The sequence below is a fragment of the Cupriavidus sp. PB-02 genome (genome assembly GCF_058252315.1).
The window spans coordinates 3,657,839-3,669,635 of the sequence record NZ_CM177694.1; the positions used below are offsets into that span (position 1 = coordinate 3,657,839).

Sequence of the window (11,797 nt, forward strand, 5' to 3'; positions counted from 1 at the left end):
TCGGGCACTGCCATGAGCTACCTCCTCGACCCCTCCCGCAAGACCATCACGATTCCCAAACTGCAGGCGATGCGCGACGCCGGCGAGAAAATCGTCATGCTGACCGCCTATGACTCCAGCTTCGCCGCGCTGCTCGACTACTGCGGCGTTGAAATGATCCTGGTCGGCGACTCGCTGGGCAATGTGATGCAGGGCCAGCAGACCACGCTGCCGGTCACGCTGGAACAGATGGCCTACCACACCGAATGCGCGGCGCGCGGCAACCAGACCGCGTTGCTGGTGACCGATCTCCCGTTCGGCACCTACCCGACGGCGGAGACTGCCTTCGCCAGCGCCGTTACGCTGATGAAGGCCGGCGCGCAGATGGTCAAGCTCGAAGGCGGCGACTGGCTCGCGCCGATCGTCAAGTTCCTGGTCGAGCGCAGCATCCCGGTGTGCGCGCATATCGGCCTGACGCCGCAGTCGGTGCATGCGCTCGGCGGCTTCAAGGTGCAGGGCAAGACCGATGCCGGCGCGGCCCAGCTCAAGCGCGACGCGCTGGCGCTGCAGGCCGCCGGTGCCCAGGTGATTTTGATGGAGGCGGTGCCCGCGGTGCTGGCCGGCGAAATCACGCAGCTGCTGAAGGTACCCACCATCGGCATCGGCGCGGGCGTGGACTGCACCGGCCAGGTGCTGGTGCTGCAGGACATGCTCAATATCTACCCGGGCCGCAAGGCCAAGTTCGTGCGCAACTTCATGGAAGGCCAGACCTCGATCGAGGCGGCCGTGCGCGCCTACGTGGCCGCCGTGAAGGACGGCAGCTTCCCCGCCCCCGAGCACACCTTCTCCGCCTGACGCGGTGGAGATCGCATCGGCCACCGCGGATGCGTTCCGCCTGCTGGCCAGCGGCGATGCGGCGCTGTGGTTTATCGTCTGGACCTCGCTGATGGTGGCGGTGCTGGGGCTGGCGATCGCCACGGTGCCCGCCATCGCCGCCGCCTGGCTGATCGCCACGCGGCAGTTCCCGGGGCGGCGCGCGGTGGTGGTGGTGGCGCAGGCCTTCCTGTCATTCCCGACTGTGCTGGTCGGGCTGGTGCTCTACCTGCTGCTGACGCGCCAGGGACCGCTGGGCAGCCTGCAACTGCTGTTCACGCCATCGGGCATGGTGATGGGGCAGGCAGTGATCGGTTTCCCCGTGGTGCTGGCGTTTGCGTTGTCGACCTTGCAGGGCGCCGACGTGCGCCTGCGTGAAACGGCCTGGGTGCTCGGCGCCGGGCGCTGGCGCACCTTTGTCACCGTGATCCGCGAGATGCGTTTTGGCCTGATGGCCGCGGTGGTCGCCGGCTTCGGCCGGGTGATTGCCGAGGTGGGCTCGGCGCTGATGATCGGCGGCAATATCGAAGGCTCGACGCGCACCATCACCACTGCGATCGCGCTGGAAACCAGCAAGGGCGAGTTCGCGCAGGGCATCGCGCTGGGCATCGTGCTGGTGGCGCTGGCGCTGCTGGTCAATATCGGCATGGCGTGGCTGCAGGGCGCCGGAGGATTCCGTCGATGATGCCTGCAGACAGCATTCACGCGCCGCTGCTGACCGTGCGCGGGCTGGCGCGTTCGATCGGCCTGCGCCGGCTCTTTGCCATCGACGATCTGGTGATCCCGCGCGCCACCGCGATCGTGCTGACCGGCATGAATGGCGCCGGCAAGACCACGCTGCTGCGCATGCTGGCCGGGCTGGATCCGGCGCCGGGCGCTATCGCGCAGTGGACCGATGCACAGGGTCAACTGCACACCGCACCGCTGGACCCGCTGCCGCCGGCGTTGCGCCAGCGTATCGCTTACCTGCATCAGCACCCTTACCTGTTCCGCACCTCGGTGCGCGAGAACATCGCCTACGGCCTGCAAGCGCGCGGCATGCCGCGCGACGAGATCGCGCGCCGCGTGGGCGACGCGCTGGGCTGGGCCGGCGTGTCGCACGTGCAGGACACGGCGCCTGAATACCTGTCCGGCGGCGAGATCCAGCGTGTGGCGCTGGCGCGCGCCAAGGTGCTGGAGCCGGAGTTGCTGCTGCTCGACGAACCGACCTCGAGCCTGGACGGCCATGCGCGCGAGCAGGTGATCGCGCTGGTCAGCGACCTGGCCACGGAGGGCCGCACCGTGGTGATGGTCTGCCACGACCGCGAGCTGATCAATTTGCCGGGCGTGGTGCGCTGGAAGCTGGGCGACGGCGTGCTGGACCAGCATCACCCGTAGCGGCTGCATTTACGGTTGCAGCGTCGCCGGCATTGCGCCGCGCAGGGCGTTGACCACCACGATGGCCTCGGCGCGCGCGAGCATGGCGCGGGTCACTACGGCCTCTTCCACGGTTTCGCCGGGCGCGCCCAGCGCCGCCCCGCCCTCTCCCAGCACCACTGCGCGCATCACGCCGGGCAGGATGTCGGCCGACAGCGGCGGCGTCAGCCAGCGGCCATCGATGCGGACGAAGACCGAGCTGCGGCCGCCTTCGAGCAGCTCGCCACGGGTGTTGAAGAAGAGCCGGTCGAAGCCGCCGGCGCGTTCCGCGGCCTGCCAGCCGGCGTCGAAGGCCGCGCGGGCGCTGGTCTTGTGGCGGCGCAGCGGATCGGCATCGGGTAGTGGCTCGGTGGCGATGTCGATCCTGACCGGACCGGCCGGCATCGGTGCCACCGCGCCGCTGGCAAACGCCAGCGCGCCGCGCTTGTCCGCGCTCATGCGCAGGCGCCATGTCCCCGCGCCCAGCTGCGCCACTTGCGCGGCCACCGCGTCGCGTGCCGCATCGGCATCGAAGGCAAAGCCGAACGTGTGCGCCGAGGTGCCAATGCGCGCGATATGCCGCGCGAGGTACAGGCACTCGCCGCCCTGCACGCGCATGGTTTCGAACAGCGTAAAGCCGGGGTCGTGCCGCGTCAGGAAGCGCGCCTTCCAGCCGCATTCGTCGAATTCCTCCGCGGCGACGCTGTCGTGGACGATGCCGCCGCCCACGCCCATTTCACCCGCGCGCAGGCCGTTGTCCGCGAGGGGCGCCAGTACCAGCGTGCGGATTGCCACCGACAGCGCGAACGGTCCCGCGGTGCCTTCAGCAGCTGGCGCATCGATCCAGCCGATCGCGCCGGTGTACAGCCCGCGCGGCGTGCCTTCCAGGTCGGCGATGATCTCCATGGTGCGCCGCTTGGGCGCGCCGGTGATCGAGCCGCACGGGAACAGTGCTGCCATCAGCGCTGCAAAACCGGTGCCGGACTGCGCCGTCGCGGTCACGGTGGAAGTCATCTGGAGCACCGCGCCGAACGGCTGCACGGCGAAGCGCTCGGGCACCGCCACGCTGCCTGGCTGCGCGATGCGGCCGAGGTCGTTGCGCAGCAGGTCGACGATCATCACGTTCTCGGCGCGGTTCTTGGCGTCGGCGGCCAGTGTGGCGGCGGCTTGGGCGTCGCGCGCGGCATCGCCGGAGCGCGGTGCGGTGCCCTTCATCGGCCGGGTCAGCAGGTGACCGTTACCGTCGTGGCGGACGAACAATTCAGGGGACAGCGACAGCACCCAGCTGTCGCCGGGCATCCGCGCCAGCGTGCCGTATGGCACCGGCTGCGCGGCGCGCAGCGCGGCGTACAGCGCTATCGGGTCACCGAAGGCGCCGAAGCGCAGGCGCTGGGTATAGTTGACCTGGTAGGTGTCGCCGGCTTCGATCCACTGGTGGATGCGGGCGATGGCGTCGTTGAAGGCTTCGCGGGGGGTGTCGGAGGCGACGCCCATCATGCCGGCTGGCTTCTGTTCTGCCTTGGACTGGAGCCAGGCGGCGACACCTGCGGCATCGAGCAGGCGCAGGTCGCGGAACCACAGCAGGCGCAACGCGCCGTCGTGGAAAGGCATCGCGTTGCCGGTGTGTACCGGGGCATCGACCAGCGCGCCGCCGAACTCGTACGGGGCGAACAGCGTCGCGTGCCAGCCTGCGCGCCAGCCGTCGGCGAGCATCGAATCAAGCTGCGCAATGTCGCTGCCGGTGGGTAGCATGTCTTCGCGGACGAAGCCGGTGTAGAGGCGCGACGCCGCTTCCACCGCCGGAGCCGTGGCATCGTCAAGAAGAACGAAGACGTCTTCTCTCCCTGGCTGGGTGCTCTCCTCTCCCGCGCGCGGGAGAGGAGCCGGGGGAGAGGGCGGGGGCTGGATACTTGCTACCACGGCGAATTCTTCAGGGAAAAGACAGGACGACCATGCATTATCGCGCGCCGAAAGCTGTGGGAGTCCATTTGGGCGTCATTGGCGATGCCACCGCCTGCCCTCTCCCCCGCCCTTCTCCCGCAAGCGGGAGAGGGGAGCAAACCGGCGGAATGCGGACCGCCCCACGCCGGGCACACGCATGCAGTTTTCTCATTTATGAGAAATCCGCAAACCGCATCCACAAAAAACAAAACCGGCCACGCTCACACGTGGCCGGCCTTATGCCGCTAAGCCAGATCAGCTGAAGAAACTCTTCACCTTATCCAGCCACGACTGCTCCTGCGGGCTGTGGCGCGACCCACCCTCATGCACCGAGCGGTCGAACTGGCGCAGCAGTTCCTTCTGCGCCTCGGTCAGCTTGACCGGCGTCTCCACGTTCACATGCACGTAGAGGTCGCCCGGATAGCCCGAGCGCACGCCCTTGATGCCCTTGCCGCGCAGGCGGAAGGTCTTGCCGGACTGGGTGGCTTCAGGCACCGGGAAGCTGGCCTTGCCGCTCAGCGTCGGCACTTCCAGGTCGCCGCCCAGCGCCGCGGTGGCGAACGAGATCGGCATCTGGCAGTGCAGGTCGTCGCCGTCGCGCTCGAACATCGGGTGCGGCTTGATGTGGACTTCCACATACAGGTCGCCCGGGGGGCCGCCGTTGATGCCCGGCTCGCCGTTGCCGGACGAGCGGATGCGCATGCCTTCGTCGATGCCGGCCGGGATCTTCACTTCCAGCGTCTTCTGCGACTTCAGCTTGCCCTGGCCGTGGCACTTGGTGCACGGCTTGGGAATGTACTTGCCGCTGCCGTGGCACTTCGGGCAGGTCTGCTGCATGGTGAAGAAGCCCTGCGACACGCGCACCTGGCCGGCGCCGTGGCAGGTCGGGCAGGTTTCCACGCTCGAGCCGGGCTCGGCGCCGTTGCCGTGGCAGTGGTCGCAGTCGTCCCAGTGCGGCACGCGGATCTGCGCCTCGTGGCCGTGCGCGGCCTGCTCCAGCGAGATCTCCATGCTGTAGCGCAGGTCGGCGCCGCGATAGGCCTGCGGGCCGCCGCCGCCGCGACGTCCGCCAGCCTGCTGGCCGAAGATGTCGCCGAAGATGTCGCCAAAGGCCTCGGCGAAACCGCCATAGCCCTGCGCACCGCCGAACCCGCCCGCCATGTTGGGGTCGACACCGGCATGGCCATACTGGTCGTAGGCCGCCTTCTTCTCCGGGTCGGAAAGCATCTCGTAGGCCTCTTTGACCTCCTTGAATTTTTCCTCGGCGACCTTGCCGTCCTTGCCCTCCGGATTGCGGTCCGGGTGGTACTTCATCGCGAGCTTGCGATAAGCCTTCTTGATCTCGTCGTCGCTCGCGTTCTTGCCTACCCCGAGCACTTCGTAATAGTCACGTTTTGCCATGGTGGCTCATTACCTTTTGGCCGGCACGCACATGCGGCGCGATACCGGCGAATAGCAAAAAAGCCGAGCGAGGCATCCGACGGCGGTTTCCCGCTGGGTCCGATGGCCGCGCCCGGCGTCGGGACGGGAGCGGTGCCGGCCAGTGCCTGCACCGCCGCCCGCTGTCCCGATTACTTCTTGTCGTTGACTTCCTTGAACTCGGCGTCCACAACGTTGTCGTCCTGCGGTTGCGCCTGCTGGCCACCGGCCGCGCCGGCACCGGCAGCAGCACCGGCCGTGGCACCTTCGCCAGCCTTGGCCTGCATGTCGGCGTAGACCTTCTCGCCCAGCTTCTGGCTGACTTCGGACAGCGCGTTGACCTTGGCATCGATCTCGGCCTTGTCGCCGCCGCGAGCGGCGTCTTCCAGTTCCTTGATCGCGGCTTCGATCTTTTCCTTCTCGCCGCCTTCCAGCTTGTCGCCGTATTCGGTGAGCGCCTTCCTGGTCGAGTGGATCAGCGCGTCGGCCTGGTTGCGGGCGTCAGCCAGCTCGCGGGCCTTCTTGTCTTCCTCGGCGTTGGCCTCGGCGTCCTTGACCATGCGCTGGATCTCGTCTTCCGACAGGCCCGAGTTCGCCTTGATGGTGATCCGGTTTTCCTTGCCAGTCGCCTTGTCCTTGGCGCCCACGTGCAGGATGCCGTTGGCGTCGATGTCGAACGACACTTCGATCTGTGGCGTGCCACGCGCTGCGGGCGGAATGCCTTCCAGGTTGAACTCGCCCAGCAGCTTGTTGCCGGAGGCCATTTCACGCTCGCCCTGGAACACCTTGATGGTCACCGCCGGCTGGTTGTCGTCGGCGGTCGAGAACACCTGCGCATGCTTGGTCGGGATGGTGGTGTTCTTGGTGATCATCTTGGTCATCACGCCACCCAGAGTCTCGATCCCCAGCGACAGCGGCGTCACGTCCAGCAGCAGCACGTCCTTGCGGTCGCCCGACAGCACCGAGCCCTGGATCGCGGCACCGACGGCCACGGCTTCATCCGGGTTCACGTCCTTGCGCGCTTCCTTGCCGAAGAACTCCTTGACCTGTTCCTGCACCTTGGGCATGCGGGTCATGCCGCCGACCAGGATCACGTCGTCGATGTCGCTGACCTTGACGCCCGCGTCCTTGATCGCGGTGCGGCACGGCTCGATGGTGCGCGTGATCAGCTCTTCGACCAGCGATTCCAGCTTGGCGCGGGTCATCTTCAGGTTCAGGTGCTTCGGACCCGAGGCATCGGCCGTGATGTACGGCAGGTTGATCTCGGTCTGCTGCGAGCTCGACAGTTCGATCTTGGCCTTTTCAGCGGCTTCCTTCAGGCGCTGCAGCGCGAGCACGTCCTTGGACAGGTCCACGCCCTGGTCCTTCTTGAACTCGCTGATGATGTAGTCGATGATGCGCTGGTCGAAGTCTTCGCCGCCCAGGAAGGTATCGCCGTTGGTCGACAGCACTTCGAACTGCTTCTCGCCATCCACGTCCGCGATCTCAATGATCGAGATGTCGAAGGTACCGCCGCCGAGGTCATACACGGCGATCTTGCGGTCGCCCTTCTCGTTCTTGTCCAGGCCGAAGGCCAGCGCGGCCGCGGTCGGCTCGTTGATGATGCGCTTGACGTCGAGGCCCGCGATGCGGCCGGCATCCTTGGTAGCCTGGCGCTGCGAGTCGTTGAAGTACGCCGGCACGGTGATCACGGCTTCGGTCACCGGCTCGCCGAGATAGTCCTCGGCCGTCTTCTTCATCTTGCGCAGCACTTCAGCGGAAACCTGCGGCGGGGCCAGCTTCTGGTCGCGCACCGACACCCATGCGTCGCCGTTGTCGGCCTTGACGATGGAGTACGGCATCAGGCCGATGTCCTTCTGGACTTCCTTCTCTTCGAACTTGCGGCCGATCAGGCGCTTGACCGCGTACAGCGTGTTACGCGGGTTGGTGACGGCCTGGCGCTTGGCTGGCGCGCCGACCAGGATCTCGCCGTCTTCCATGTAGGCGATGATCGACGGGGTGGTGCGTGCACCTTCCGAGTTTTCGATGACCTTGGGGGTGTTGCCCTCCATGATCGCGACGCAGCTGTTGGTGGTACCGAGGTCGATACCGATGATCTTACCCATTTATTCTCTCCTCTTGAGCCATCGCTATCCGCGCGACTGCAATTCAACCTGAGGCCGAAATGTGGCCGGCCGGGGTCTTTTCAAGGGCAGAAGCGGCAAATCCGAGTAATTTTCTCAGTTTCTGCACGCTCTCAACGGCATCCGCCGCCGCACCTTGAGCCACCCGCGCGGCTCGCGCGCCATAAGTGAACCTACCATTACATTTTCTGCCGGTTCAGGTGGCCTGCCGATCTCGCTGCCACAGCACGTCCGAGCCGCCGCCGGCCCGGTTCAGCACCCGCGCCAGCACGAACATCAGGTCCGACAGCCGGTTCAGGTACTGGCGCGGCGCCTCGTTGAGCGCCTCGGCCGCGCCCAGCGCCACCAGCGACCGCTCGGCGCGCCGGCACACCGTGCGGCACACGTGGGCCTGCGCCGCGGCGCGGCTGCCGCCGGGCAGGATGAACTCGGCCAGCCGCGGCAGGTTGGCGTTGTAGTCGGCCAGCCAGGTGTCGAGCTGGGCCACCTGCTCGGGCTTGAGCAGCGTATAGCCGGGGATGGAGAGTTCGCCGCCCAGGTCGAACAGGTCGTGCTGGATATGCAGCAGCGCGGCGCGCACGTTGTCCGGCAGCGCCTCGGTCAGCAGCACGCCGACGTGGCAGTTCAGCTCGTCGACGTCGCCGATGGCGGCGATGCGCAGGCTGTCCTTGCCGGTGCGGGTGCCGTCGCCCAGGCCGGTGGTGCCGGCGTCGCCGGTGCGGGTGGCAATCTTGGACAAGCGGTGGCCCATACCGGTCTCCTTCCTTGTATGCGTGGATGCCCCGCGCGGGGCGCGCCGGGGGAAATGGCGCACATTATCGCGCCAGAGCACGCGTATGAGCGAAGGCCTTGTGGTTCTACCCCTTGGGCGGGGTCGCTGTGCGGCTATCGGCCAGTCCCAGGCGCGCAAGGGTGCATGAGCCGCCGCGCGGCGTAGAATGCCTGTATTCGTATATTCGTCGTCCATTCGATAACCGGGTCGCGCCCTGCCTGCCATTCCGGAGATGTTTCCGGACCGCCGCAACAGGCACCACCGCCGCGCCGACCCGCCGGAGACCCGCATGAACCATCCCACGCCTGCCGCAGCGCTCGCCCGCCGTCCCCTGCCCCCCGCCTTCAGCGAAGCCCTCGCGGCGCGCTTCGGCGAGCGCTTCACCACCTCGGCCGGCGTGCGCGAGCACCACGGGCGCGACGAGTCGCCGTTCCCGCCGGCCGCGCCCGATGCGGTCGTCTTCGCCCACAGCACCGAGGAAGTGGCCGACGTGGCGCGCCTGTGCAACCAGCACGGCGTGCCGCTGATCCCCTACGGCGCCGGCTCGTCGCTGGAAGGCCACCTGCTGGCCGTGGCCGGCGGCGTCAGCCTGGACCTGTCCCAGATGAACAAGGTCCTGGCGGTGCAGCCCGAGGACCTCACCGTGACCGTGCAGCCTGGCGTCACGCGCAAGCAGCTGAACCAGGAAATCAAGGACTCCGGCCTGTTCTTCCCGATCGACCCGGGCGCGGACGCCTCGCTGGGCGGCATGTGCGCCACGCGCGCCTCCGGGACCAACGCGGTGCGCTACGGCACCATGCGCGAGAACGTGCTGGCGCTGACGGTGGTGACCGCCGACGGCCGCGTGATCCGCACCGGCACGCACGCGCGCAAGTCGTCGGCGGGCTACGACCTGACCCGGCTCTTTATCGGCAGCGAAGGCACGCTCGGCATCATCACCGAGGTGACGGTGCGGCTCTATCCGCAGCCGGAGGCGATCTCCGCCGCGGTGTGCGCCTTCTCCAGCATGGGCACCGCGGTGCAGGCCGTGATCGAGACCATCCAGCTCGGCGTGCCGGTGGCGCGCGTGGAGTTTGTCGATGCGCTGGCGATCCGCGCGATCAACCGCCACGACAACCTGACCCTGCCCGAAACGCCGCACCTGTTCTTCGAATTCCACGGCACCGAGGCCGGTGTGCGCGAGCAGGCCGAGACCGTGCAGCAGATCACTTCCGAGCACGGCGGCCAGGGCTTCGAATGGGCCACGCGCCCGGAAGACCGCAGCCGGCTGTGGAACGCGCGCCATACTGCGTACTTCGCCATGCTGCAGCTCAAGCCAGGCTGCAGGGCGGTGACCACCGACGTGTGCGTGCCGATCTCGCGCCTCGCCGACTGCGTCACCGAAACCGAGAAGGACCTCAACGCCTCGGCACTACCCTGCCCGATCGTCGGCCATGTCGGCGACGGCAACTTCCACGTCGCGATCCTGGTCGACCCGGACAAGCCCGAGGAAATGGCCGAAGCAGAAACCATCAACCAGCGCATCGTCGAACGCGCGCTGGCGATGGGCGGCACCTGCACTGGCGAGCATGGCGTGGGCCTGCACAAGAAGGGCTTCCTGGTGCAGGAGCACGGCGAGGACGCGCTCGACCTGATGCGCGCGATCAAGGACGCGCTCGACCCCAACCACATCCTGAACCCCGGCAAGATCTTCAGCGCCACGCGCGGCGGCGCGCAGTAAGGCGCCGCGGTCAGGCACACAACGGATGGCCTCCATGTTCAACCGCGTCCCGCCACTGCACCTGCTGATCGCGTTCGAGGCCGCGGCGCGCCTGGGCAGCTTTGCGCGCGCGGCCGAGGAGCTTTCGGTAACGCCCAGCGCGGTGTCGCACCGTATCAAGAACCTCGAGGAGCTGTGGGGCGAGGACCTGTTCGTGCGCGCCAACGCGGCGCTGCGGCTGACCGCGGCCGGCACGCGCTACCTGCGCAATGTGCAGGACGCGCTCAAGTCGCTGAACGAACTGGCGCGGCCCGAGTACAACAAGCTGCGCACGCGGCTGCGCGTGGCGATCCCGCCGACCTTCGGGCGCCAGCACCTGGTGCCGCGTCTGCCGGAGTTCGGCGCGCTGTACCCGCATATCGACCTGGAGCTGCACCTGGCGATCCCGTTCCTCGACGTCAAGGCCGAGGACACCGATGTCGAGATCCGTTACGGCACCGGCCGCTACCCGGACCTGAAGACAACGAAGCTGCTGGTCGAGCCGGTATTCCCGGCGTGCGGGCGCGAGTACTACGAGCGCGTCAACGGCCGCGCCATCACCAAGCCCGAGCACCTGCACGGCCTGGTGTTGCTGCGCAGCCCGCTGGAACCTTGGAAGCCGTGGTTCGAGACCGCCGGGCTGGACTGGCCCGAGCCGCAGACAGGTCCCCAGTTCAACGACATCGGCCTGATGCTGGAGGCGATCGCGTCCAACCAGGGCGTGGCGCTGGTGCGCCAGCGCATGGCGCGGCACTGGCTGTCGCTGGGGCAGATGGTGCGGCTGCTCGATATCGAGTCGGTGTCGCCGCACGGCTACTACATCGTCGAGCGCGAGCAGGCACCGCTCAAGCCGGAGGCGCGCTATTTTGTCGACTGGCTGCTGAGCCTGGACTGGTAGGAGACTGAGCGCATGGAAATCCGCCTGTTGACCCCCGCCGACGCCGCCGCTTTCCAGGCGCTGCGCCTCGAAGGCCTGGCCGAAGCGCCGGAGGCCTTCGCTGCCAGCCTGGAGGAGGAACAGGACCTGCCGCTCGATACCGTCGCGGAGCGCCTGGCCGCCGGCGAAGACAAGGCCGTGTTCGGCGCCTTCGACGGCGCGGCGCTGGCCGGCGTGGTCGGCGTGATGCGCGAGCTGAAGCAAAAGCATCGCCACAAGGCCTTTATCTGGGGCATGTACGTGGCGCCGGGCTGGCGCGACCGCAAGCTGGGCCGCGCACTGATGGACCGTGTCATGCAGCAGGCCGCCGCCATGCCGGGCGTGCGCCAGGTGACGCTGTGCGTCAATGCCGGCAGCACGGGCGCAGTGCGGCTGTACGAGTCGCTCGGCTTCGTAAAGGTGGGGCTGGAGCCGGATGCGTTGTACGTCGCGCCGCACTTCCACGACAAGCTCGACATGGTCTGCCGCCTGCCGCAGGTGCCCGCACGCTGAGCCCTGCGCGAGCCGCCTTCCCTGCACCCGCGCCGCGGTGCTACGCTGGATTTGCAGCCTGGATGGCACGCCCCGGGCGCGCAGCCATGATGAGCATTTTTGATCGGCCTGCCGTGCGGAATTCACGT

The 11,797-nt window shown here is 67.8% G+C and carries 10 protein-coding genes; 6 read left to right on the forward strand and 4 right to left on the reverse strand.

Annotated features, from left to right (window positions below):
* Window positions 1-12 precede the first annotated feature (12 nt).
* From panB to AC10V3_RS17190, 3 genes are read left to right on the forward strand one after another with little or no spacing between them, the layout of a single operon-like run.
* Window positions 13-834 (forward strand): 3-methyl-2-oxobutanoate hydroxymethyltransferase, encoded by an 822-nt coding sequence (gene panB, locus AC10V3_RS17180; protein ID WP_022536508.1) that lies wholly within the window; start codon window positions 13-15, stop codon window positions 832-834.
* 4 nt (window positions 835-838) lie between these two features.
* A complete protein-coding gene (locus AC10V3_RS17185; RefSeq protein WP_022536509.1) occupies window positions 839-1,537 on the forward strand; it encodes an ABC transporter permease in 699 nt (232 codons plus the stop codon).
* Window positions 1,534-2,229: an energy-coupling factor ABC transporter ATP-binding protein gene (locus AC10V3_RS17190; RefSeq protein WP_022536510.1), complete on the forward strand. Its 696-nt coding sequence runs from the start codon at window positions 1,534-1,536 to the stop codon at window positions 2,227-2,229. Before AC10V3_RS17185 ends, AC10V3_RS17190 begins: the two co-directional genes overlap by 4 nt.
* Window positions 2,230-2,238: 9 nt before the next feature.
* Here the strand turns inward: AC10V3_RS17190 and AC10V3_RS17195 are convergent, their stop codons facing one another.
* The 4 genes from AC10V3_RS17195 to AC10V3_RS17210 form a co-directional block, all read right to left on the reverse strand.
* Window positions 2,239-4,167 (reverse strand): chorismate-binding protein, encoded by a 1,929-nt coding sequence (locus tag AC10V3_RS17195; RefSeq protein WP_490922660.1) that lies wholly within the window; start codon window positions 4,165-4,167, stop codon window positions 2,239-2,241.
* Between the two features lie 276 nt (window positions 4,168-4,443).
* Window positions 4,444-5,589 (reverse strand): molecular chaperone DnaJ, encoded by a 1,146-nt coding sequence (dnaJ, locus tag AC10V3_RS17200; protein ID WP_022536512.1) that lies wholly within the window; start codon window positions 5,587-5,589, stop codon window positions 4,444-4,446.
* Window positions 5,590-5,759: 170 nt separating this feature from the next.
* Complete coding sequence (gene dnaK, locus AC10V3_RS17205) at window positions 5,760-7,712, reverse strand: molecular chaperone DnaK (protein ID WP_022536513.1); 1,953 nt, start codon at window positions 7,710-7,712, stop codon at window positions 5,760-5,762.
* 214 nt (window positions 7,713-7,926) lie between these two features.
* Complete coding sequence (locus tag AC10V3_RS17210) at window positions 7,927-8,481, reverse strand: cob(I)yrinic acid a,c-diamide adenosyltransferase (RefSeq protein WP_041681150.1); 555 nt, start codon at window positions 8,479-8,481, stop codon at window positions 7,927-7,929.
* 310 nt (window positions 8,482-8,791) lie between these two features.
* Here AC10V3_RS17210 and AC10V3_RS17215 point away from each other — a divergent pair, with 310 nt between their 5' ends.
* The 3 genes from AC10V3_RS17215 to AC10V3_RS17225 are packed head-to-tail and all read left to right on the forward strand — an operon-like array spanning window position 8,792 to window position 11,669.
* The gene (locus tag AC10V3_RS17215; protein WP_454752414.1) at window positions 8,792-10,222 is read left to right on the forward strand and encodes an FAD-binding oxidoreductase; all 1,431 of its coding nucleotides are present in this window, start codon (window positions 8,792-8,794) and stop codon (window positions 10,220-10,222) included.
* Window positions 10,223-10,247: 25 nt separating this feature from the next.
* A complete protein-coding gene (locus AC10V3_RS17220) occupies window positions 10,248-11,138 on the forward strand; it encodes a LysR substrate-binding domain-containing protein (RefSeq protein ID WP_022536516.1) in 891 nt (296 codons plus the stop codon).
* Between the two features lie 12 nt (window positions 11,139-11,150).
* Entirely contained in the window at window positions 11,151-11,669 is a 519-nt protein-coding gene (locus AC10V3_RS17225; RefSeq protein WP_022536517.1) for a GNAT family N-acetyltransferase, read from the forward strand.
* Window positions 11,670-11,797: the final 128 nt, after the last annotated feature.